The organism is Azospirillum oryzae (genome assembly GCF_008364795.1).
Classification (GTDB): Bacteria; Pseudomonadota; Alphaproteobacteria; order Azospirillales; family Azospirillaceae; genus Azospirillum; species Azospirillum oryzae.
In genome coordinates, this window is the sequence record NZ_VTTM01000008.1 from 191744 (window position 1) to 215143 (window position 23400).

15 protein-coding genes are annotated in these 23400 nt (G+C 70.1%); 10 read left to right on the forward strand and 5 right to left on the reverse strand.

The window, feature by feature from the left end; translation table 11 throughout:
* Positions 1-55: 55 nt before the first annotated feature.
* The 4 genes from FZ938_RS21145 to FZ938_RS21160 form a co-directional block, all read right to left on the reverse strand.
* A complete protein-coding gene (locus tag FZ938_RS21145) occupies positions 56-1633 on the reverse strand; it encodes a flippase (RefSeq protein WP_149200416.1) in 1578 nt (525 codons plus the stop codon).
* Between the two features lie 208 nt (positions 1634-1841).
* Complete coding sequence (locus FZ938_RS21150) at positions 1842-3089, reverse strand: aminotransferase class I/II-fold pyridoxal phosphate-dependent enzyme (protein ID WP_149200417.1); 1248 nt, start codon at positions 3087-3089, stop codon at positions 1842-1844.
* A complete protein-coding gene (pseB, locus tag FZ938_RS21155) occupies positions 3089-4165 on the reverse strand; it encodes a UDP-N-acetylglucosamine 4,6-dehydratase (inverting) (RefSeq protein ID WP_211101136.1) in 1077 nt (358 codons plus the stop codon). Before pseB ends, FZ938_RS21150 begins: the two co-directional genes overlap by 1 nt.
* A gap of 136 nt (positions 4166-4301) precedes the next feature.
* Positions 4302-5594 (reverse strand): glycosyltransferase family 4 protein, encoded by a 1293-nt coding sequence (locus tag FZ938_RS21160; RefSeq protein ID WP_149200418.1) that lies wholly within the window; start codon positions 5592-5594, stop codon positions 4302-4304.
* Between the two features lie 349 nt (positions 5595-5943).
* On the opposite strand from FZ938_RS21160, the gene FZ938_RS21165 reads away from it, so the two are divergent.
* The 5 genes from FZ938_RS21165 (at position 5944) to FZ938_RS21185 (ending at position 13073) form a co-directional block, all read left to right on the forward strand.
* Positions 5944-7212: a hypothetical protein gene (locus tag FZ938_RS21165; RefSeq protein ID WP_174756981.1), complete on the forward strand. Its 1269-nt coding sequence runs from the start codon at positions 5944-5946 to the stop codon at positions 7210-7212.
* A gap of 92 nt (positions 7213-7304) precedes the next feature.
* Complete coding sequence (locus tag FZ938_RS21170; protein ID WP_149200420.1) at positions 7305-9812, forward strand: CHAT domain-containing protein; 2508 nt, start codon at positions 7305-7307, stop codon at positions 9810-9812.
* Between the two features lie 70 nt (positions 9813-9882).
* Positions 9883-10548: an aspartyl/asparaginyl beta-hydroxylase domain-containing protein gene (locus FZ938_RS21175; RefSeq protein ID WP_149200421.1), complete on the forward strand. Its 666-nt coding sequence runs from the start codon at positions 9883-9885 to the stop codon at positions 10546-10548.
* Positions 10549-10698: 150 nt separating this feature from the next.
* Entirely contained in the window at positions 10699-12573 is a 1875-nt protein-coding gene (locus FZ938_RS21180) for an ABC transporter ATP-binding protein (RefSeq protein WP_246457172.1), read from the forward strand.
* Positions 12570-13073, forward strand: coding sequence for a hypothetical protein (locus FZ938_RS21185; protein WP_246457173.1), 504 nt, complete (start codon positions 12570-12572; stop codon positions 13071-13073). The genes FZ938_RS21180 and FZ938_RS21185 overlap by 4 nt, the downstream gene beginning before the upstream one ends.
* Before the next feature lie 202 nt (positions 13074-13275).
* Here the strand turns inward: FZ938_RS21185 and FZ938_RS21190 are convergent, their stop codons facing one another.
* Entirely contained in the window at positions 13276-14220 is a 945-nt protein-coding gene (locus FZ938_RS21190) for a replication protein RepA (protein WP_012978551.1), read from the reverse strand.
* Between the two features lie 748 nt (positions 14221-14968).
* Between FZ938_RS21190 and FZ938_RS21195 the strand changes: the two genes are divergently transcribed.
* From FZ938_RS21195 to FZ938_RS21220, 5 genes are all read left to right on the forward strand, one after another.
* Positions 14969-16438 carry a mannose-1-phosphate guanylyltransferase/mannose-6-phosphate isomerase gene (locus tag FZ938_RS21195; RefSeq protein WP_149200422.1) on the forward strand — a complete coding sequence of 490 codons (1470 nt, stop codon included), beginning with the start codon at positions 14969-14971 and terminating at the stop codon, positions 16436-16438.
* 263 nt (positions 16439-16701) lie between these two features.
* Positions 16702-17124, forward strand: coding sequence for a hypothetical protein (locus tag FZ938_RS21205; protein WP_149200424.1), 423 nt, complete (start codon positions 16702-16704; stop codon positions 17122-17124).
* A 3-nt stretch (positions 17125-17127) separates the two neighbouring features.
* Positions 17128-19362 (forward strand): peptidase domain-containing ABC transporter, encoded by a 2235-nt coding sequence (locus FZ938_RS21210; RefSeq protein WP_174756983.1) that lies wholly within the window; start codon positions 17128-17130, stop codon positions 19360-19362.
* A gap of 4 nt (positions 19363-19366) precedes the next feature.
* Positions 19367-20896, forward strand: coding sequence for an HlyD family type I secretion periplasmic adaptor subunit (locus tag FZ938_RS21215; RefSeq protein WP_149200425.1), 1530 nt, complete (start codon positions 19367-19369; stop codon positions 20894-20896).
* Positions 20897-21067: 171 nt separating this feature from the next.
* On the forward strand, positions 21068-23302 hold the full coding sequence (locus FZ938_RS21220) for a DUF7657 domain-containing protein (protein WP_149200426.1): 2235 nt from the start codon (positions 21068-21070) through the stop codon (positions 23300-23302).
* Positions 23303-23400 lie beyond the last annotated feature (98 nt).

A 23400-nucleotide genomic window follows, 5' to 3' on the forward strand; every position in this document is an offset into this window, starting at 1 on the left:
GGCCCCCGCCGGCCATGCCCCCGCCGGCTTCGCCGGCTACGCCCATGAGATGATGTTACGGACGGTCCGCCGCCGCTCCGTCGATGGCCCGCCCGTTCATTATGGCTGTGGGCATGGGCGCGGGCAGCGCGGCGGCCGGCCGCGTCTTGCGCAGCGGGGCGGCCAGCTTCTCCCACGACCGGGTGCGCAGCAGCCGGCCGGCCACCCCCAGCCCGACCGCCAGCAACCCGGTCAGGCTGATCGCCGCCCCCACCGGCCCGCCGACCAGCAGCCCGGCCAGCCCGGCCGCACCGGCCAGCAGCGCGCGCAGGCCGATGGTCAGCGCCACCGCCCCCGTTCCCGGCGCCAGCCGCGGCAGCAGAACCAGCAGAAGCCCGCAATCGACCGCGGTGCGCAGGCTCCAGGCCACGGCGGCGCCGGTCGCGCCATAGCGCTCGGCCAGCAGCCACAGCACGCCCAGATAGACCGGCAGTTCGGCCATCTGCAGCCTTGCGGTCACGTCGACCCGCCCGACGCTCTGGATCAGGGTGTTGGGCACATAGGCGGTGGCGTTGAAGAAGACGCCCAGCATCAGGATCGACAGCACCGACGCGCTGTTGGCGGCGAAGGCCGGCCCCAGCCACAGCTCCAGCGCCGTCTCGCCGCCGACGATGGTGGCGGCCTGCATGACCAGGAACACCGCCAGCGTCAGATGGCCGCCGGCGTCCAGGATGCGGCCCAGCGCCGGCGGATCGCGCCGGAACAGGCTGGAGGCCAGCGGGAACAGCGCCAGCGACAGCGCGCCGGGGATCACCATCAGCCGCGACAGCAGCTCGAACGGCGTCGTGTAGAAGGCGACCATCGCCGCCGGAACGAGGCTGAGCAGGATGAAGCGGTCGGCATAGAGCATCGCCGGGCCGACCAGATTGTTCAGCATCATCCAGGCGCTCATGGTGAACAGCCCGCGCAGGGACGGGCGGCCCCAGCGGCCGGGCCGCAGCAGGTCCGGCACTTGGCCCACCGCCAGGATGCCGTAGCCGACCAGCCCGATGAAGCGCCCCACCGCGATGGCGGCGATCACCGGCACCAGGCTCTGGCTGAAGGGCAGCACGCAGAGCGGGCTCAGGTAATTCAGCACCCCCACCGTCATCCGCACCAGGCTGATCGGGCGGAAGCGCTGGTGCGCCTCCAGCACGCCGCGCAGGCCGGCGGAGATCAGCGCGATCGGCACGATGGCCGCCGCCACCAGCAGGCTGAGCCGGATCTCGTCCGGCGAGGTGCCGGTCTCCAGCTGGAAGCGGTCGGCCAGCAGCCCGGCGCCCAGCGCCACCACCCCGCCGGTCAGGAGGCCGATGGCGCCCATCAGGGCGATGGCCGGCCCGGCGATGCCCGCAGTATTCGCAGAGCTGCTGGCGGTGTTCGCAGAGCCGTTGGTGTGCTCCGCGTCATGCCCGATCCGGTCGGCGACGACCTGGACCAGCGACCGTCCCAGCCCGAGGTCCAGCACGCCCAGATAGCCGAGCAGCGCCCAGATCAGGGTCAGCGCGCCGAAGCGCTCCATCCCGACGGCGGAGATGAGCCACGGAATCGACAGCAGGGCCGCCGCCATGGGCAGCCCCTCGCCGAGCAGATTCCAGAGCGTGTTGCGAAGCAAAATCGAAGGTCCGTACGCGAAACACTGTGGAGCGGCGTTCGGGATGACCCGACCCCGGCCATGCGGCTCTTCAGCCGTTGGACCTAGGCCTATGCCGTCCTGACGACGCCATTGTTATCCGTCCATCCTGTCCAAAACGCTAACGGAATCGCTTGGATGAAACGGTGTGGATCCTGAACGTCCCGACGGATGGCCGATAGGACACCCGTCAGGACAGAGCCCGCTCCAGCGCCGCGGCGACCCGGTCGACGTCGCCGTCGGCCATGGCCGGGAACAGCGGCAGCGACAGCGTGTGGGCATAATGGGCCATGGCGCCGGGCAGGACGGGGTCGCCGTAGCGGCGGCGCCAGTAGGGTTGGCGATGGACCGGGATATAGTGCACCTGGGTGCCGACGCCCAGGGCGCGCAGGGCCGCCATCACGGCGGACCGGGTCCGCCCCGCGGCATCGAAGTCGATGCGGGCGGCGCACAGGTGCCAGGCCGGCCGGCACCAGGGCACCAGGGCCGGCGGCCGCACCAGCGGGGCCAGCGGCGCCAGCCGCCCGGCGTAGAGCGCCATCAGCCGCGCCCGCCGGTCGACGAAACGGTCGAGCCGGCCGAGCTGGCTCAGCACCAGGGCCGCGTGGATGTCGGACAGGCGATGGTTGAAGCCGGGCTCCGCCATCTCATAGTACCAGGGGTTGGCGTTCCCCTCCGCGTCGAGTGCTGCCTCGGGATCGGCGAAGCCCTCCCCAGCATGGGGCTCGCGCATCATGCCGTGGTTGCACAGGCGGCGGACCCGCGCCATCAGCGCCGGATCGCTGCCGGTGACCGCCCCGCCCTCCCCCGCCGCAATGGTCTTGACCGGGTGGAAGGAGAAGACGGTCAGCGACCCCGCCTCCACCTCCGGCCGGCCGGCGCCGACCGGCACCTCACGGCCGCCGGACAGATCAACCGTGCCGATGGCGTGGCAGGCGTCCTCGACCAGCGCCAGCCCTTCGGCCTGCGCGAGTGCCGCCAGTTCATCCATCGGGGCGGTCTGCCCGGCATAATGGACGGGGGCGAGCGCGCGGACGCGCCAGCCGGCTTTGCGGGCGCGGGCGATGGCGGCCTCGGCCTCGACCACCCCCATCAGGCCGCTGTCGGGATCGACGTCGGCGAAGGCGACCTCTGCCCCGGCATGGCGGGCGGCCGAGGCGGTGGCGAGGAAGGTGTTGGAAGGCACCACCACCGCGTCGCCCGGCCCGATGCCGAGCGCGGCATAGGCCAGCCGCAGCGCCGCGGTGCCGTTGGCGCAGGCCACCGCCTCGGCCGCCCCGACCCGCGCGGCCAACGCCCGCTCGAAGCCGGCGACCGCCGGCCCCTGGGTCAGCCAGTCGCCGCGCAGCACCGCCGCCACCGCGGCGATGTCCTCCTCCTCCACCGACTGGCGGCCATAGGGGAGGAAAGGTAACTCCGCCGGCAGGGGGTCCGTCATCAGGGCGCTTCCGCCAGCAGGCGGCGCAGCCGCTCGCCGTCCAGCCAGTCGTCGTTGCCGTCGCTGGCATAGCGGAAGCCGTCGGTCACCGGGCGGGCGTTCAGCCGCTCGTATGGCGCGTGCTGCCAGAAGGTGAAAGTCGGTTCGATGACGTAGCGGTCGGCCAGCTCGTAGGTCTGGCGGGAATCGTCCTCGGTGATCATCACCTCGTGCAGCTTCTCGCCCGGCCGGATGCCGACGATCCGCTGCGGCAGATCCGGCGCCATGGCGCGGGCGAGGTCGGCGATGCGCATGCTCGGGATCTTCGGCACGAAGATCTCGCCGCCCTGCATCATGGCGAAGCAGGACAGCACGAAATCGACGCCATGCTGCAGGGTGATCCAGAAGCGGGTCATCCGCTCGTCGGTGACCGGCAGATGGTCGGCCCCCTCGGCGATCATCTTGCGGAACAGCGGGACGACGCTGCCGCGCGATCCCACCACATTGCCGTAGCGCACCACCGCGAAGCGGATATCGAGCGTGCCCGACAGGTTGTTGGCGGCGATGAAGATCTTGTCCGATGCCAGCTTGCTGGCGCCATAGAGGTTGATCGGGTTGGCCGCCTTGTCGGTCGACAGCGCGACGACACGCCGCACCCCCGCCGACAGCGCCGCCCGCACCACATTCTCCGCCCCATAGACGTTGGTGTTGATGCACTCCATCGGGTTGTATTCGGCGGCCGGCACATGCTTCAGCGCCGCGGCATGGACGCAGAAATCGACGCCGCGCATCGCCAGCTTCAGCCGCTCGCAATCGCGCACGTCGCCGATGAAGTAACGCAGCGTCGGCGCCCACTCCGCCGGCATGTGCTGCTGCATCTCGTACTGCTTGAACTCGTCGCGGGAGAAGATGATGACCCGGCGCGGTTTGGCGTGGCGCATCACCGTCTCGACGAAGCGGCGGCCGAAGGAGCCGGTCCCCCCCGTCACCAGGACCGAGCGGCCGTCCAGCATGCGCAACCCCGCCTCCAGACCTCCGTCCGCCCCGTCCGGGGTCCATCCCTCGGGTCCGCTGGCCTTGCTGGAATGAGTCGTCACCGCCGGTTCCATCCGTTGAAGGTCCGCATCGCTCGAAACCGCCGGGAGACCTCCCGCGCTCCGGATGGTCCGGGGCGGGCGCCAAGTCGGGATCGAAATGAACCCCGACCGTAGCCGGTGCTTTCTGACGATCGGGTTAATTCACTCCGTCCCCCGGCGCAAGGCCCCCGGCAGGCGGACAGGAGGGCAGCCTCCCCGCCTGCACGTCCTCCAGCAGGCGGATCTGCGCCGGCAGGCAGACGGTGGCGAGGTCGAAGCGCTCCACCGCCGTCATCCTTGCGGCGGCCGACAGGGCGGCGCGCAGATCCGGGTCGTCCAGCACCGTCTCCACCCGGTCGGCGAGCGCCATGGGATCGAAGAAGCCGGTCAGCAGCCCGTTCACCCCGTCCTCGATCACCTCGGCGACCGGCGGCGTGTCGGACCCGACGATGACGGCGCCGCAGGCCATCGCTTCCAGCATCGACCAGGACAGGACGAAGGGGAAGGTCAGGTAGATGTGGGCGCGCGAGACGCGCAGGACCGACAGGTAGTCCTCATAGGGCAGCTTTCCCAGCACATGCAGCCGCGCCGCCTCAGGCCGCGGGCTGCCGGCGGCGTCCAGCATCGTCTCCCGCCACATCGTCTCGCGCCAGGTGCCGCCCCCCTCCGGTGGCGCGCCGTAGCTGACCTCGTCGCCGCCCACCACCAGGATGTGCAGCTTCGGCCGGCGCCGCAGCAGCTCCGCCGCCGCCCGCATGAAGGTGGGAAAGCCGCGGTAGGGCTCCAGGTTGCGGGCGACATAGGTCACCACCTCGTCCTCGCGCGACAGGGTCCGGCCGTCGGGCAGGGTGACGGTGGCGGCCGGATCCGGCCGGCAGACCGCGGTGTCGACCCCGTCATGGATCACCGAGATGCGCGGGCGGAAGACGTCGGGATGCTGGCGCCGCTGCCATTCGGTCGGGCTGACGCCCCAGTCCATCGCCTCCAGCCCGGCCAGCAGCGAGGCGTTCTTGGTGCGGATGCGGCAGCGCGTCTCCAGCGTCACCGGCCGTTCCGGATCGAAGCCGACGTCCGACCCGTCGGCCCGATAGAAGAACTCGCAATAGAGCAGCAAGCGGGCGTCCGGGAACAGGTCCTTCAGGAACAGCGCCTCGCCCCAGCCGGGATGGGCGCAGATCACGTCGGGGGTGAAGCCCGCCTTCTGCAGGGCCAGCCCGGCCCGCACCGCGCCCTGCCCGTGCAGGACCTGCCCCTCGAACATGCGGATATAGGGGTGGGTGCCCTCCCCCGGCTCGCGCGTCGGCCGGTAGAGCGCCATCTGCACGCCCTTCGGCAGCTCGCGCCGGACCTTGCCGATGAAGGCGACCTGATGGGCCGGGTCGGCCGCGAAATGGCGGACGAGATGCTTGTACTGGCCAGGGGTGTTCTGGTGGACGAACAGGATCCGCATGGAAAAACAATGCCCGGAAGACGGAGAAGCGGGGCGACAGCCTGCAACCATCCGGCGGCGCTGTCGATGGGGAATGGGGTTTCCCGCATCTGGCCGCAATCTGACTGCGATCAGACCGGAACGGCTTCTTCATGAAAAAGCGAACGGGAAAAGGCTGCACAAAAAAACCGTGGAAATGAATGGTCATCGAGATGCCGCGAAATCACCCCAGCCTGCACCCTCCTGCAACCTCCGGGCTGTTATCCAAACAACGATTACACGGATTTTTGTTGCCATTATGCATATTGCTTAAGTACAGGTTTCTATCATTGAATGCGTTGGGGGAGCATTGAAAATGGAATTTCTTTCGTTGAAACGCCTCAAGGCTGCCGTCGGCCTGGGGGGTGCGGTTGCCGCGGCGATGCTCGGCGGCGGCATGCCAGCGGGGGCGGCCGAGCTGTTCGGGCTGAGCGGCACGGTCACCGGCACCAACGGCGTCTCGCAGAGCGGCTCGGTGACGTTCAACGCCATCGAGGACATGGCCAACAAGCTCGACAATGCCGGGCTGCGCTCCGTGTTCAGCAACTACACCAGCGTGTCGGCCGCCAACGTGACGCTGAACGTCCGCGGCCTTCCGGCGACGGCGTCCTACGCGCTCAACTCCACCGCGCTGCGCTTCCAGGTGCCGTCGGCCGGCATCGACATCACCTTCCGGGGAGCCACCCGCGACCAGAGCCAGGACCAGCTGCTGGACTTCCTCAAGGGCAAGGGGTCCAGCCTCCTGACCGAGATGCTGAAGTCGCTCGTCGCCAACTCGCCGGTCGATCCGGTGGCCGGCAACCCGGCCAGCCTTCAGAGCCGCATGAGCGAGCAGACCTTCGGCAACGCCACCGGCTTCGGCACGCTGGGGGATCCCACCGGGACGCCGGACGGCAAGGGCGGCTTCGTGGCCGTGCCCAACCTCGTCACCGTGGGCGGAGACGTCGGCGTCGCGCGGTCCGGCGGCTACACCAGCCAGATCGCCACGATCCCGATCAAGTACTCGTACTATTTCAGCGATCCGCGCTACGCCATCACCGTCGACCTGCCGATCACCTATGTCCGCACCGAAGGCGCCAACTCCGGCCAGGCCTCGCTCGGCCTCGGCTTCCGCTTCCCGGTTGCCGAGAACTGGTATCTGGTCCCCTCCGCCCGCGTCGGCGCGGCCGGTTCGCTGGACCTCGGCGCCGGGGCGCTCCTGTATTCGGGCGATCTGACCAGCGTCTACAACATCTACACCGGCGACCTCAAGGTCACGATCGGCAACGGCGTCGGCTATTACCGGTCGCAGAAGCTCCATATCGGCGACGTCAGCATCGACTATGACCTGCAGAACACCGCGCTGAAGAACGGCGTCAGCGTCGAAGGGCCGCTGGGCTTCACGATGTTCGACCGGCCGACCTCCTGGCAGGCTTACGTCACCGACACCCACATGTTCGGCGACAAGCTGTATGTGCAGCATTACGACGAAGTCGGCCTGCTGTTCGGCACCCGCCCGACCATGGACGGCCAGTCCTGGGACTCCTTCCGCCTCGGCGTCAGCTACACGCACGGCAACAACTACAACGCTCTGAAGGCCAATTTCGGCTACCGCTTCTGACGCGGAACCGGGTTTCCCGCGAGGCCGGACCGTGCCGGCCTCGCGGGAAACCTCGACCTGGCCCCATCCGGAACGGCTTCAGGAGCACCGCCATGCCGCCTTTCACCCTCTTCGCCTCCAAGCACACCGGTCCCGCCGGGCGGGCGACGCCGCCTTTCCGCCGGCTCGCGCTGCTGGGTCCTCTGCTCGGCCTTCTGCTGGGAACGGCGCTGTCGGGCTGCGGCGGTGGCGTCATGGCGGTGAACTACATCGCCAGCCAGTCAGAGCTGAAGGCGTCCGCCAACCTGTCGGACACCGATCTGGCGGACCTGCGCGACGGCCGCCTGACGGCGCTGCGCGAGCGCTATGACCATGTGCCGGCCGACCGGCTCAGCGACGGACAGCTGTCGCTGCTTTGCGACGTGCGGCTGAAGCTGCAGGATTTCGGCAGGGCACAGCTCTGCAACGAGACTTTGGCCGTGCGCGCCGCACGGAACGGCGATGCCGCCCTGATCGGCAAGGTGCGCGGCAGGCGCGCCCTGTTCGCCCTGGCCCAGCAGCGCTATGGCGACGCCGTCGCCGAACTGGAGGGCAACCAGAACGAGGGAGCCCGTTACGTGCGCGCGCTCGCCCAGGCCCGGCTCGGCAAGACCGCGGAGACCCGCGACGCCGCGGCGTTGCTGGGCAGGCAGTTCAAGCCCCGCCCCGTCTTCTACGCGGCCTCGCTCTACGCCGCGGCCGGCGACTGCGGGCAGTCCCTGCGGCTGCTGGAGGACCCGGAACGGCGGCTGCTCGCCGATTACGGTCTGACCGCCCTTTCCGCTGGCGCAAGCGCCAGCCCATCTGGTGGCGCAAGCGCCAACCCATCTGGTGGCGCAAACGCCAACCCATCTGGTGGCGCAAGCGCCAACAAGGCCCCGTTCCGCCTCGATGTCTTCGACGATTTCAGCTATGGCTGGTTCGGCGACTTCTCCTTCGCGCCGGCCGCCAATGTCTATGTGGAGATGCTGGCGGCGCAATGCATGGCCGAAACCGGCCGGACCGCCATGGCGGTCGACCGGCTGAACCGGCTGCTGGCCTTCCCCGATCTGCCGGCCTACCGCGACGTCCACTGGGCGGCGATGTACCGGCTGGGCCGTCTGCGCCAGCAGGCCGGCGACCGGGACGGCGCCCTGTCGCTGTTCCGCTCCGCCGCCGAGGTGGTGGAACAGTCGCGCGCGACCATCCTCAGCGAAGACGGCCGCATCGCCTTCGCTCTCGACAAGCAGCAGCTCTATGGCGATCTGGTCGACGGGCTGCTCCGCCAGGGGCGGCAGGAACAGGCGCTGGAGGTGGTGGAGCGCGCCAAGAGCCGCGTCCTGGTCGACATGCTGTCCAGCCGGCGCGACTTCGCGCCGGACGACCTGCCGGTCGGGGAGGCGCGCCAGCTGCTCGCCCAACTCGACGAGGCGCAGGCCTCTTTCTCGACGATCGCCTTGCGTGGCGACGGCGGGGCTGCGGGCGGCGGTACGGATGCCGCCTTGTCGGCGATCCGCGCCGCCAACGGCCGCATCCGCAGCCGGTCGCCCAGCCTGGCCCCCCTGGTCAGCGCCGTTCCCTTCCGCTTCGCCGAGCTGACGGCGGTCCTCCAGCCGGGAGAGGCCGGCGTCGTCTATTACAATGTCGGAGATCACTGGTACGCGTTCGTCCTGTCTTCCGGAACGGCGCGCACGGTCGATCTGGGGACGCCGCCGGTCCGGACGCTGGTGCTGCAATTCCTCAAGCAGCTGTCGGATCCGGCCAGCACCGGCTATTCCGCCGCCGCGCGCGCGCTCGGCGACGCGGTGCTGACACCGGTGCTGGCCGGCGCGTCCGGACAGAAGCTGCTGATCGTCCCGCACGGTCCGCTCCATTACGTCCCGTTCGCCGCCATTGACGGCGCGGGCGGCCCGCTGGTCGCCCAACGCGCGATCCGGATGGCGCCCAGCCTCAGCGCGCTGGTCGCAACGCGGTCCCGGCCAGGCATGACGGCAGGCGCGGCCGACCGCCGCGGCGCGATCTTCGGCAACCCCGCCCGGCGCGAGGCCGGCCTCAACCTCCCGGGAGCCGAGGCCGAGGCGCAGGCGATCGCGCATATCTATCCCAAATCGGACCTGTTCCTGCGCGGTCAGGCCACGCTTGACCAGTTCCGCAGCGCGGCGCAGGGCAAGGCCTTCGTCCACATCGCCGCACACGGCCTGTTCCAGCCGGCCGATCCATTGGCGTCGCGCCTGCTGTTCAGCCCATCCGGCGACAACTCCGGCGATCTGACGGTCGGCGACCTCTACGGCATGCGGCTGGACTCGTCGCTGGCGGTGCTCAGCGCCTGCCAGACCGGTCTCAGCGACGTATCGCCGGGCGACGACCTGATCGGGCTGGTCCGCGGCTTCATGTTCTCCGGGGTGGGTGGGGTCGTCGCCACTTATTGGAACGTTGCCGACGAATCGACCGCGCTGCTGATGCAGACCTTCTACAGCCGCCTGAAATCCGGCGCCTCGGCGCAGGAGGCTTTGCAGGCCGGCCAGACGGCGGTCCGGCAGCGCTTCCCCCATCCCTTCTACTGGGCACCTTTCGCCCTGATGGGGGGCGATGCCCGTCTCTGACGGCCGGTGGCATGTCTCCGCAAAAAAGTTTAATAACCGGTCAGACCCACAACCGAACGGCCCGTCCGCCATGCAGCTCCTCCATCCCTGGCAGCAGGTCACCGTCGGCAGCGGCCTGATGCTGCATGCCCCCCTGACCGTCCGCGCCGATGCGGCAACGCTTCAGCGCGAGTTCGCGGCCCTCGACGCGGCGACGGGGGACGAGGGGCGCCAGTTCAGGGCCGGCGACGGCAGCTGGTCGTCGATCACCCTGATCGACGAGGGGCTCGGCTCCGACGGCATGCGCGCCATCGGCCGGCCGACCCCGGCGCTCGACCTGATGCCGAGCGCCCGCGGCCTGCTGGAGGGGTTGGGCTGCCGCATCCTGTCCTGCTACGTCCACCGGCAGGAGCCGGGCGGCCTGCTCCGCTGGCATTACGACAATGCCGCCCTGCACTGGCCCGAAGCGCGGCTGATCGTTCCGGTCCTCGTCCCGTCCGCCGCGGTGACCTGGATCGGCGACAGCCCCGCCGCCTATCCGGCCGGCGTGCCGTGGGCTGCCGACTTCACCTTTCCCCATCAGGTGGAGAACGCGCCGGAGGCGCAGCGCATCGTCCTGCTGGTGGACGTGGTCAGCGACGACCACGCCCGGTCCCTCGCCCCGGCGGAGCTGTACGACCGGCCGGCGCTCCGCCACGCATTGAGGGAGCAGGCGGTGGCCAGTCTCCTGGCGAACCGGGATCTGGGGCCGGTCTGACGCGGAACGCCCGACGGCGGCTCATCCCCCGCGAGCCGCGGCCTTCTCAAGTCCCACGAAGGATCCGTTCCGCCGCTGTCGCCTTGCGCCTATAAGGTTTCCGTCCGCCGGCGGTGCCCGGCCCATCGCGCGACGGAGCGCCGACGCCCCTTGCCTACCCTCACCCCGTCTACCCTCACCCCGTCTACCCTCACCCCGTCTGCCCTGCCGTCCTCCCCCTGGCGCTTCCTGTGGATGTTCGTGCGCGACGGCTTCCTCGGACGCGCCATCCTGCTGAACCTCGCCGCCGCCGGCGGGATCGGGCTGATGGGGATGGAGCCGGTGGCGATGCGCGGGCTGGTCGACGCGCTTGCCGGGCTGTCGGGAAACCAGCCCGCCGGCTCTCCCGGCTGGACGGCGGAGGTGATGCGCTGGTTCCTGCTGCTGGGCGGGCTGTGGATCGCGTCCGCCCTGTTCAACCGCCTGCGCGAACTGGTGGACCTCCACACCTCGCCCGCGTTGCGCCATGCCATCCAGGTCCGGCTGTTCGACCACCTGATCGACCATTCGCCGCGCTACTTCCAGGACAATTTCGCCGGCAACCTCGGCCAGAAGGTCAAGCAGGCCGGGCAGAGCGCCATCCAGATCCTGGAAATCCTGACCAACGACATCATCCGCATCGTTGTCATACTCGCCATCGGCCTGACCCTGCTGGCCTCGGCCCAGACCTTGTTCGCCGGGCTGCTGGTCGGCTGGACCGCCGCGCACCTGACCCTGTCGGCACTGCTGGCCCGGCGCTGCCTGCGGCTGTCGCACGCCTTCTCCGAAGAAGTGTCGTCGACCACCGGCCGGATGGTCGACGTCATCGCCAATGCCGAGCTGGTGCGCGCCTTCGCCCGCCGCCGCCAGGAGCTGGCCGGCCTGTCCGACGCGCTGACCGGCGAGATCGACCGCTCCAAGGAGCTGCGCTGGTTCCTGACCAGGATGTGGTTCTGGCTGTTCAACGCCCTGCTGGTCTTCCAGATCACCCTGATCGGCCTCGCCGTGTCGGAGGCGACGGCCGGCCGCATGAGCGTCGGCGACTTCGCCATGGTCTTCTCGCTGGCCAGCATCGTCGGCGCCAATGTTTGGGGCCTGTCGACGCGCATGCTGGGCTTCTTCGAACAGCTGGGCATCCTGTCCGGCGCCCTGGAGCTGATCGTCCGCCCGCACGAGATCCCGGATCCGCCCGGCCGCCCCGATCTGGCCGTCACCGAGGGTGCCATCCGTTTCGAGGATGTCCGCTTCGCCCATCCGGGAGGCGGGGCGGTGTTCGACGGCCTGTCGCTGATCATTCGGCCGGGGGAGCGGGTGGCGCTGGTCGGCCCGTCGGGGGCGGGCAAGAGCACGCTGGTCCGGCTGCTGCGCCGCCAGTTCCCGGTGCAGGGCGGCCGCATCCTGATCGACGGCCAGGACATCGCCGAGGTCAGCCTCGCCTCGCTCAACCGCGCGGTGGCCGAGGTGCCGCAGCTGCCCAGCCTGTTCCACCGCTCCATCCGCGACAACATCGCCTATGGCAGCGAGGGAGCCGGCGACGACGCCATCCGTGCGGCTGCGGCCCGCGCCCATTGCGACCGCTTCATCGAGGGCCGCGCCGGCGGCTACGACACCGTTGTGGGAGAGCGCGGCATCCAGCTGTCGGGCGGCGAGCGCCAGCGGGTGGCCATCGCCCGCGCCTTCCTGAAGGACGCGCCGATCCTGGTGCTGGACGAGGCGACCTCGTCGCTCGACTCCGAGACGGAGCATCTGATCCAGGACGCCCTGCTCGGCCTGTTCGAAGGCCGCACGGTGATCGCCATCGCCCACCGGCTGTCGACCGTCACCGGCATGGACCGCATCCTCTATATGGAAGCCGGCCGTATCCTGGAGGACGGCGACCATGCCACCCTGCTGCGCCGCGACGGCCCCTATGCCCGGCTGTGGCGCCGGCAGGTCGGCGGCTTCCTGCCGGACGATGCCGGCTCCGCCATGGGGACCGGGGCCACCGACATGGAAAAGGTGCGATGATGCGGATCCGACCGGCGCTGCTGCTCGCCGCCAGCCTGTTGCTTCACATCCCGGAGGCCGCCGCCATGTCGCCAGCCATGTCCCCCCTGCCCTTCTTCCAGCGGGTCGAGCGCGTCGGCCTGCTCTGTGCCGTGGACGCCGAGGCCGGCCCGGCCGCCGATCTCGGGGATGACGCGCTCTGTGGCCGCGCCGCGGCGGTGCTGTCGGGACTGCTGGCCTCCGGCCCGGCGGTCGCGGTGCTCGTCCCCAACGATGCCCGCATTGTCGACCCGGGAACCCTGCTGCTGCTGGTCCACGCCACGCTGCGGCCGGATGACGGAAAGCGGATTTTCTCGCTCGCCGCGACCCTCCAGCGCAGCGGATCCGCCGGTAGCGCGCCGTTTTTCATGATGCCGCCCCAGGCTCTGGCGCTGCCCGGCAAGCTGGACGAAAGTCTTTTGGAGCAGGCGCTCCGCCGCCTGCTGACCCCGCTGGCGAAGGCCCTGCGCGCCAATCCCTGAGGAGGCGGAGTTTGGAGTCTTGTCGCAGGGGGGAGGAAGCGGCACCGCAGGCTCGAACGTCCACAAGCCGTCATTCCCGCGAAGGCGGGAATCCAGTCATGTCAAGCGCTTGGACCGGAAGCGGGCCGGAAGCCTCGATTCCCGCCTTCGCGGGGATGATCGTCATGCGGGCGGAGTGGCGGGCAGGGTGCGTGCGCAGCCCCTACCGGCAAAGCTGCGCGAACTTGCGCTCCGGGATCGGCGGCGGCGAGGGGTGCAGCATCAGCCCCTGTTCCTCGACATCGACCCGCGCATCGGGATAAACCGCAAGCGCAAGCTGCAGAGCCTCGATGAACCGCTTCCGGAAATCGCGCAGGCGGCTGTATCCGGCGCCGAACTGCTCGAACACCGCCGGCCAGGTGATCGGGGTGGAACGGTTCAGGCTGTGCAGCCGGTAGGCCAGCCAGATATAGATGTCGATGCTGGTGCTGTTGTTCTGGATGTGGCGCAGCGCCGGCTCCCAGATCGGCACCGGGTGGGCCTTCAGCTCGCGGAAGAAGGCCTCGGACAGCAGGACGCGGTCCTCCCATAGCGACCCCTGCCCCGGCTCCGCCCCGGCATTGGCCGAGAAATGGATGCCGCCCTTGACGATCGACCCCTTTTCGAAGCCGATGCTGTGGGCATCCTCCCAGGCGAAGGTCAGGTTGCAGGCGGCGATGCGCGAGGCCTGTTCGCGGATGTCGCGATAGGTCTGGCCGCCGACCGACAGGCCCATGCGGTCAAGCCATTCGTGCATGCTGCGGCCCAGCTCGACCTCGCGGCTGTCGGTCTGGATCGCCCGGGTCTGGAGATACAGCAGGATCATCCGCGCGCGGCTGCCGTACGGAACACCGTAAAGCTTAAAGCCACCGTTGCGGATCGGCAGTCGTCCCGGCTCGATCAGCAAGCGGATCTTATGTCCGCGACGCTCCCACGGCTGGTCGTCGGGAAGACGACGATGCGGAAGAGCCGTCAGCGCGAAGCCCGAATAGGTGATGCCAAGCTCCTGCCGCTCCTCTTCGAGGACGGCAGCGGCGACATCGACTAGCGAACGCTGATCCGGATCGGTCTGGAGCGCCTTCGCCTGGTCACGTCCTAGCTGGGTGATCAGGGTATGTATCTGTCCCATAGCGAGCTGACCTTGGCACGACTTTGCGAGGAACCCTATATCACGGCCGGTTAGTGCCAGCAATTTGGAGTCTTGTCGCTCAAACTATTTGTACGGTTATTTGATTCAGTTAATAGTTTGCGCGACAAGACTCCAGTAGAGAATCGCGAGTCGCGCGACAAGACTCCAGAATTCCCGCGACAAGACTCCAGCGGATAGTCCCGATTGCCTGTGGATTTTCCGTCGGACGCGACAAGACTCCAGGCGGGACATTTCGATTCGGCCCCGAATCGCTTCCGATTCGCTTATTTCCGAGTCGCGGAGCCGAATCGACCGCCGTCTGCCCGTGATTCATGCCCCGCGCCGATCCGATCCGCACCCGGGGTTTGGAGTTCTGTCGCGCCCCCATCCGTCCAGCCTTTGCCGCATCGCCGTCCCCATTCGTCCCTGTTGGAGCCGCCGGCCCCGGATCCGGGGGTGCTCCGGGGATCGGCCGGCAGGGGGGCGCGACAAGACTCCAACCTCGACCCTGGCCTTATCGCCGCCGAACGGGGGGCCGGCGGGGGGATGTTTGGAGTCTTGTCTCGCTCCTTACCGCCCCGATCCCACCCCCATCCCGAAGAGGCGCCCCGGTCGGGTGGGTCTCGGAGGGGTGCTTGTGGAGCATGGAAAGCGCGGTCTATAACGAACCGCCGTGGCGCCGGCCATTGGTCCTGCCTTTGGTTTTCCGGCGCCCGGCCACATGTTCAACACAATGAATGGCGGCAGGATGAACGGCAATTCCGCGCAGAAGATCGTCCCGGTGCTGCTGTCCGGCGGTACGGGGTCCCGTTTGTGGCCCTTGTCGCGCGAACTGTATCCCAAACAGTTCCTGCCGCTCTGCTCCGACCGGACGATGCTCCAGGACACCGCCCTGCGGGTCAGCAGCCAAGCCGGCTCCACGCTGGCCGGCGGCGCCGCGGATGCCGTCTTCTCGGCCCCCCTGGTGATCTGCAACCAGGAACACCGTTTCCTCGCCGCCGAGCAGCTGCGCCAGTCGCGCTGCTCGCCGCGCGGCATCATCCTGGAGCCGGCCGGCCGCAACACCGCCGCCGCCTGCGCGCTCGCCGCCCTCGCGGTCGCGGCCGAGGATCCGGACGCGCTGCTGCTGATCCTGCCGGCCGACCACGAGATCCGCGACGCCGAGGCCTTCCGCCGCGCCATCGCCATCGCCGTCCGCGCCGCCCAGGCCGGCCGGCTGGTCACCTTCGGCATCACCCCGACCCGGCCGGAGACCGGCTACGGCTATATCCGCCGCGGCCATTCGATGGACGAGGCCGACGGCGCCTACAACGTCGCCGCCTTCGTCGAGAAGCCGTCGCTGGAGGTGGCGGAGCGTTATCTCGCCGAGGGCACCTATGCCTGGAACAGCGGCATGTTCCTGTTCCCGGCCGCCCGCCTGCTGGCCGAGCTGGAGCGCCACGCCCCGGCGGTGCTGGCCGCCTGCCGCGAGGCGCTGGACCAGGGCTCCAGGGACCTCGACTTCTTCCGCCTGGACGCCGCCGCCTTCGCCAAGGCGCCCAGCATCTCCATCGACTATGCGGTGATGGAGCGTACCGACCGCGCCGCCGTCGTCCCCTGCGAGATCGGCTGGACCGATGTCGGCGCCTGGTCGGCGCTGTGGGATGTCGGCAACAAGGACGGCGAGGGCAACGTCATCGTCGGCGACGTGCTGCTGGAGGGGGCCCGCGACTGCTACGTCCGCAGCGAGAACCACCTGACCGCGGTGGTCGGGGTGGAGAACGCCGTGGTGGTGGTGGTGGACGACGCCGTGCTGGTCGCCGACCGGAGCCAAGCCCAGGACGTCAAGCGCATCGTCGACCGGCTGAAGGCGGAGGGGCGCAGCGAGTCCGTCAGCCACCGCCGGGTCCACCGCCCCTGGGGCTCCTACCAGTCGCTGCACACCGGCGACCGCTTCCAGGTGAAGAGCCTGACCATCGCCCCCGGCTCGCGCCTCTCCTTGCAGAAGCACCATCATCGGGCCGAGCACTGGGTGGTCGTCAACGGCACCGCGCTGGTCACCCGCGGCGAGGAGCAGGTGATGGTCTACGAGAACCAGTCGATCTACATCCCGATCGGCACGGTCCACCGGCTGGAGAACCCCGGCAAGGTGCCGCTGACCATCATCGAGGTGCAGTCCGGCTCCTATCTCGGCGAGGACGACATCGTCCGGCTCGAGGACGTCTACGGCCGCAACTGAGCGATCGTGACCCACCGGCACCGGTGGTGCCGGTGGAGGGCCGCGACCGCGGCCCCGCGGGCACGTGCCCGCGACAGCCAAGAGGCCGGATGGCCTCGTCGGCGATTGAGGCCAACGACAAGAGCCTCCGCGCAAGCGGAGGCGTCGCCTGTGTCTTCCTGCGGTTCTGGACAATGGTGGCTTGGTCCGGATCGCCACCTTCCGGTAGAAAGAGGATGCGAGGGTGCCGCAGCGGCGCCCCGCCTTCTGCTGCCGGGACCATCATGACCATCGAGCCGCCGCCGGACGACCGCATCCCCGAACTCTATGCCGACGGGGTCTTCGACATCGGCTTCGGCAACGGCATGGTCCGCATCGACCTGTTCAGCCTGTCGGCTCTGCGCAAGGACGCCAACGGCCAGCCGCTGCCCGCCATCCGCCAGCGGGTGGTGATGAGCCTGCCCGGCTTCCTCGCCAGCCTGTCCGCGCTCGAGGGCATGCGTCAGCGGCTGGAGGCGGCCGGCGTGCTGCCGCCCAATTCCGGCTCCGTGCCGGGTGCGCCCGTCTCCGCTCCTGCGGTCCCTGCCGCTCCGGTCTTCCAGAGCCCGGTGCAGGCGACGATCCAGCCCGCCTCCCCCACCGGTCCGTCCACTGGCCCCGCGACGCCGGCTCCCTCCGGACGGCCCCGCTCGCCGAATTTCGGCTGACCGATGCCGGACGCCAGCACGACCGTCGCGCCGCCCCCTCCGCCGGGTCCGGACGCCGCCCCCGACCGTGGCGCCCCTGATCGCAACGAAAGCACCGCGCTGCGCTGCCTGACGCTGGTGGCGCGCCATCACGGCCTGTCGGCCTCGCCGTCCGCCCTGCGCGCCCGCGTCGCCCCAGGCCCCAGCGGACCAAATGGCGAGCCGTCCACCGCCGACCTGCTGCGCATAGCCGCTGCCACCGGCTTCAAGGCGACCGCCCGCCGGCTGGACTGGAAGGCCCTGCAGGCCCTGCCCCCCGTCTTCCCGCTGCTGGCGCGGCTGTCCAACGGCAACACCGTCATCCTGGTCGGGCTGTCGCGTCCTGCGGACCCGGCGGAGGAACCGGTGGTCGGCGTCGTCGACCCGCTGGCCGACCGGTTGGACGTGATCGACGTGCCGCGCGACCGCTTCCTGGAGCGCTGGGACGGCGAGCTGGTCTTCCTCAAGCCGCGCCGCGGCCTCGCCGACCCGCGTCAGCCCTTCGGCCTGCGTTGGTTCGTGCCGGAGATCCTGCGCCAGAAATCCGCCTTCCGCGACGTGGTGGTGGCGGCGCTGGTGCTGCACGCGCTCGCCCTTGCCGTCCCGGTCTATTTCCAGATCGTGATCGACAAGGTGCTGGTGAACGAGACCGTCGCCACCTTGCAGGTGCTGACCATCGGCGTGCTGGCCGCCCTGCTGTTCGAGGCGGCCTTCCGCTTCCTGCGCCAGTTCATCCTGCTGTCGGCGGCCAACCGCATCGACATCCGCCTGTTGAACCGCACCTTCGGCCATCTGCTCGACCTCCCCATCACCTTCTTCGACGGGCATTCGGCCGGCGTCACCGTGCGCCACATGCAGCAGGTGGAGCGCATCCGCGAGTTCCTGACCGGAAACCTGCTGTCCACCGTGCTGGACAGTCTGGTGCTGCTGGTCTTCCTGCCGGTGCTGTTCTTCTATTCGGTCAAGCTGACGCTGGTGGCCCTGCTGTTCGCGGCCCTGATCGCCGGGGTGGTGGTCGCGCTGGTGCCGGTCTACCGCAGCCGCCTGCGCGATCTCTACAACGCCGACGCCGAGCGGCAGGCCATGCTGGTGGAGACCATCCACGGCATGCGCACCGTCAAGTCCTCGGCGCTCGAACCGCAGCAGCGCCGCGGCTGGGACCGCAAGGCGGCCCGCGCGGTGACCAGCCATTACCGGGTCGGCCGCATCTCCATCGCCGCCCGCACGGTGACGGAGTTCCTGGAAAAGGCGATGATGGTGGCGGTGGTCGCCGTCGGCGCCTTCGACGTCTTCGACCGCCAGCTGTCGGTCGGCGCGCTGATCGCCTTCCAGATGCTGTCGGGCCGGGTGGTGACGCCGCTGGTCCAGATCGTCTCGCTGATCCACCAGTACCAGGAGACCGCGCTTTCCGTCCGCATGCTGGGCGAGGTGATGAACCATCCGGCCGAGCCCCGGCGCGAGGGCAGCGGCGCCTGCCCCGCCCTGATTGGCCGCATCGAGATCGAGGGCCTCGGCTTCCGCTACGACCGCAACCGGCCGGCGGCGCTCGACGGCGTCACCCTGACCGTGCCGGCCGGCTCCGTCGTCGGGCTGGTCGGGCGCAGCGGCTCGGGCAAGAGCACGCTGATGCGCCTGCTCCAGGGCTTCTATCCGGTGCAGGAGGGCAGCATCCGCTATGACGGGCTGGACATCCGCGAGCTGGATCTGGGTCATCTGCGCCGCTCCATCGGCGTGGTGCTGCAGGAGAATTTCCTGTTCCGCGGCACCATCCGCGACAACATCGCCATGACCATGCCCGAGGCGAGCCGCGAGGAGATCGTCGAGGCCGCCCGGCTGGCCGGCGCCGACGAGTTCATCCACCGCCTGCCCGACGGCTACGACACGCTGGTGGAGGAGGGGGCGAGCAACCTGTCCGGCGGCCAGAAGCAGCGCATCGCCATCGCCCGCGCCCTGCTGCCCCAGCCGCGCCTGCTGATCCTGGACGAGGCGACCAGCGCGCTCGACCCCGACAGCGAGGCCATCGTCATGGCCAACCTGCGGCGCATCGCCCAGGGCCGCACCGTGCTGATCGTCACCCACCGGCTGTCCACCCTGACCGGCTGCGACACCATCGCCGTGCTGGAGCAGGGCCGCCTGCTCGACCTCGCCTCCCATCCCATCCTGCTCGACCGCTGCGCCGAATACCGGCATCTGTGGCAGCAGCAGAACCGGGGGCGCTGAAGCCATGCCCGATACACGCATATCCGGGGCAGATCAGGGCGCCGAAGCGGTGGAAACCGAAGCGGTCGAGACCGGCCGGGAGGTGGTCGTCCCGGCCAAGGCCGCCCCAACCCCTCCTTCTCCCTCTCCCTCTGGCCGCCGTCGCCCCGCCCTGCCGGCGCCGTCGGCACCGCCGCCGGGCTTCGCGCTGGACTATCTGCCGGACGGGGCGGCGATCGAACATGCGCCGCTGCCCTGGCTCGCGCGCTCCACCCTCTATGTGCTGGCCGGGCTCTTGGTGGCGCTGGTCCTGTGGGCCGGTTTCGCCCAGGTCGACCGCATCGTCACCGCCGGCGGCCGGCTGGTGACCACGGCGCCGCTGGTGGTGGCCCAGCCGTTGGAGACCGCGGTGGTGCGCGGCGTTGACGTGCAGGTCGGCGACCGTGTGCGGGCCGGCGACCGTCTGGCGACGCTCGACCCCACCTTCGCCGCGGCGGATCTGGCCGACCTGACCGGCAAGCTCGCCGGCGTCGAGGCGCAGATCGGCCGGCTGCGTGCCGAACTGGACGGCAGCGACTTCACCCCCGCCGCCGGCAATCCTGACGCTGCGGTGCAGGCCGCCATCCTGGAGCGCCGCCGCGCCGAATACCGCTCCCGCCTCGCCTCGCTGGACGAGAAGGCCGGGCAGCTGGACAGCGCCATCGCCGCCAGCCGCCGCGCCCAGGCCGGCCTTGCCGAGCGGCTGGCCGTGGTCGGCGAGGTGGAGGACATCCGCCGCCAGCTTCAGGAGCGCCAGACCGGCTCGCGCCTGACTTGGCTGGAGGCGCGGATCGAGCGGCTGCGCATGCGCGACGACCTGACCGCCCTGCAGGACCGCGAGCGGGAGAGCGCGCACGAGCTGCGCGGCATCCAGGCCGACCGCGCCGCCTTCGTCGACGAATGGCGCCGCAAGACGGCGGAGGAGCTGGTGGAGCAGACCCGCCAGCGGGCCACCCTGGTGGAGCAGATCGCCAAGGCCGAGCGCCGCCGCTCGCTGGTCACCCTGACCGCCCCGGTCGACGCGGTGGTGCTCGAGGTGGCCAAGCGCTCCGTCGGCTCCGTCGTCCGCGAGGCCGAGCCGCTGGTCACCCTGGTCCCCGCCGACGTGCCGCTGGAGGTGGAGGCCGAGATCCCGTCGCGCGACATCGGTCTGATCCGTGTCGGCGACTTCGTGCGGGTGAAGCTGGACGCCTTCCCCTTCCAGCGCCACGGCACCCTGTCCGGCGAGATCCGCACCATCAGCGCCGACGCCTTCACCCACGACCCGGCCCAGGGCGGCTCGCAAGGAAGCGGGGCAAACTCCATCAACGCCGACGCCCCCCGCCCGGCCGCCGGCGCCGTCTTCCGCACCCGCATCCGCCTGACCGATACCCACCTGGAGGCGGTGCCCGACGGCACCCTGCTCAGCCCCGGCATGGTCGCCTCGGCCGAGATCCGGGTCGGCACCCGCTCGGTGCTGTCCTACTTCCTCTATCCCGTCATCCGCGCGCTGGACGAGAGCATCCGCGAGCCCTGAGAGCGAGGGGATGCCCAACAGGGTGCCGTCGCTCCATGTTGGATCATCGCCATTGCGGTGCTACAAGGCCAGCCGGCTGCCAAGCTTTGACTTGAGCGGCTCGGCGACCTTTCCTGCCCTTCCGCTACATCCTCCGGCGCGTTCGTCGGTCTGCAATCTGGTGAGTCCCCGATGCCCAAATCCTTGACCGTCTCGACCGGGGGGCTGTTCGCCGCCGTCGTGCTGGCCCTGTCGGTGCTCTACGCGGCACTGGCCTGGACGCCCTCCTCCTACGGGGTGGCGCTGCGCCAGATGGGGGTGACGGAGGACAGCGGCCTTGTGCTCGGCAAGCCGCGCGACATCCGCAGCGACGAATGGGCGGTGTGGACGCCCTATCTGCAGATCGCTGTCGACAATGATTTCGCCCGCCACAATGCCCATTCGCCCTATCACGAGGATCTGCGCAACTTCAACGCCCTGCCCCTGCGGGACTGGGCGCTGCCCTTCAAGCCGCAATACTGGGCCTTCTTCCTGGTCGATCCGGCCCATGCCTTCGCCATCTACCACGCCGCCTTCATCGCCCTGTTCCTGATCGGCTATCAGCGGATGGGGCGGATGCTGGGGATGGCGCCGGGCATCTCGGTCTGCTTCTCGCTGCTCGCCTTCTTCGCCGGCTACACCCAATATGCCTGGACCACCACCGGGCCGCTGCTCGCCCTGTTCCCCTGGCTGCTGGTGACGCTGGCGGCGCCGCTGCGGCTGCCGGTGAAGGGGCTGCTGCTCTACTGGCTGGCGGCGGTGTGGCTGCTGTCGCATTTCTACCCGCCGGTGATCCTGTCGCTGGGCTTCGTCGGCGCCGTGCTGGTGCTGGCGCTGCGCCGCGACCTGCTGCGGTGGCCGCTGCTGGCGACGGCGGGGCTGGCCGCCGCCCTGGCCGCCGGCACCGTCTACGCCTATCTGGCCGAACCGCTGCAGGCGATGACCGCGACCGTCTATCCCGGCCAGCGGCACAGCGACGGCGGCAGCGGCGACTGGCGCATCTGGCTGTCGACGGTCCTGCCCTTCATCACCACCCGCGGCTTCGACAGCCTGATCGTCCACAACATCGTGGAGACCGGGGCGATCGGCAGCTATTGGCCGCTGCTGCTGCTGGTCTTCGCCGACTGGCGGCAGGGACTCGCCGGGGGAGCCGTCGATCGCGGCCGGCTGCTGACGGCCCTGGCAGTGCTGGGCGGCGGGCTGGCGCTGGTGTCGGCCTGGATGCTGCTGCCCATCCCGGCGGCGGTGGGGAAAATCCTGCTGTGGGACCGCGTCTTCCCGCCGCGCATGATCGTGGCGGTCGGCCTGCTGGCGCTGGTCGCCACCGCGTTGCTGGCCGGTTCGGTCCGCTGGCGGATCACGTCCCTGCGCGTCGCGCTGTTCACCGCCGCCGTGCTGGCGGCCTGGATGCTGTCCAAGCGCGCCGGCGGCGTGGCGCCCTGGTCCAGCCCGTTCGACGTGACGATCCTGCTGGTGCTGGCCGGCGGGCTGGCGCTGTGGCGTCTGATCCCGCTCCTGGGACTGCCGGCGCCGCGCACGGACATGGGCACAGGCACGGGCACGCTGGTGGCCGGGGTGGCGGTGGCGGCCAACCTGCTGACCTTCGGGCAGTTCAACCCGATCCAGTCGGCCAGGCCGATCTTCGACCGGCCGCAGACCGCGCTGACCGCCCGGCTGTCGGCCATGCAGGCGGCGCACCCCAAGGGCTGGCTGGTGGAGACGCTGCCGATCTTCACCGGGGCGGTGCTGGCCGGCTGGGGCTACAACTCCATCGCCCACACGCTGATCGCCCCCCATGCGGACTTCTTCCGCCCGCTCTTCCCCGACATGGCGGAGGACCGCTTTACCCAGGTCTTCAACCGCTACGCTCACATCATCCCGGACACGGTGACGGAGCCGGTCTCCCCCTATCCCGATCAGGTCCGGGTGCCCTGGTCGGCCCTGGATCCCAGGGCCGCGAATTCCGGCATTCCGGCGCGGGAGGCGAGCGTCCTTCCGGCCGATGCGGCCCCGGCCGGCGGGCCGTTCCCGACCGGCGGCAGCCTGGACGAGGTCCGGCTGGAGAACGGGCTGCTGCGCCTGCGCGGCTGGGCGCCCTGGACCGGCGTCCGTGCCACGCAGGGCGTCACGGTGGTGAGCGACGTGCCGCTGACCGTGGTGTCCCAGGGGCTGGAGCGCCGGCCCGACCTGCAGGCCGCCTTCCCCGCCGCCGACCGCGGACAGGCCGGCTTCACCATCCTGCTGCGGCCGGCGGCGGCATCGGACCAGCCGCCGGTGCTGTGCGTGCTGGCCCGCGACACCGATGCCGGCACGGTCGCCCTGGGCGCCCCCCGTCCGGCGAATGACGGAGGGGAGTCGGGCTGCCGCCGGCTGGGGCTGGCGCGGTGATGCGGCAGATGGCCCCGGGAGATGCCCCGGGAGATGCCGTGGAAGATGGTTGTGGTGACCCCGCATCGCTCACAACGGGGTAACGCGCGCCTCCCTCT

Excerpts from the sequence above, each read along its gene's own strand:
- FZ938_RS21175 (WP_149200421.1), top strand. The coding sequence starts at position 9,883 with ATGCAGCTCCTCCATCCCTGGCAGCAGGTCACCGTCGGCAGCGGCCTG.
- FZ938_RS21160 (WP_149200418.1), bottom strand. The coding sequence starts at position 5,594 with ATGCGGATCCTGTTCGTCCACCAGAACACCCCTGGCCAGTACAAGCAT.
- FZ938_RS21185 (WP_246457173.1), top strand. The coding sequence starts at position 12,570 with ATGATGCGGATCCGACCGGCGCTGCTGCTCGCCGCCAGCCTGTTGCTT.
- FZ938_RS21190 (WP_012978551.1), bottom strand. The coding sequence starts at position 14,220 with ATGGGACAGATACATACCCTGATCACCCAGCTAGGACGTGACCAGGCG.
- FZ938_RS21210 (WP_174756983.1), top strand. The coding sequence starts at position 17,128 with ATGCCGGACGCCAGCACGACCGTCGCGCCGCCCCCTCCGCCGGGTCCG.
- FZ938_RS21205 (WP_149200424.1), top strand. The coding sequence starts at position 16,702 with ATGACCATCGAGCCGCCGCCGGACGACCGCATCCCCGAACTCTATGCC.
- FZ938_RS21170 (WP_149200420.1), top strand. The coding sequence starts at position 7,305 with ATGCCGCCTTTCACCCTCTTCGCCTCCAAGCACACCGGTCCCGCCGGG.
- FZ938_RS21220 (WP_149200426.1), top strand. The coding sequence starts at position 21,068 with ATGCCCAAATCCTTGACCGTCTCGACCGGGGGGCTGTTCGCCGCCGTC.
- FZ938_RS21195 (WP_149200422.1), top strand. The coding sequence starts at position 14,969 with ATGAACGGCAATTCCGCGCAGAAGATCGTCCCGGTGCTGCTGTCCGGC.
- FZ938_RS21215 (WP_149200425.1), top strand. The coding sequence starts at position 19,367 with ATGCCCGATACACGCATATCCGGGGCAGATCAGGGCGCCGAAGCGGTG.
- FZ938_RS21150 (WP_149200417.1), bottom strand. The coding sequence starts at position 3,089 with ATGACGGACCCCCTGCCGGCGGAGTTACCTTTCCTCCCCTATGGCCGC.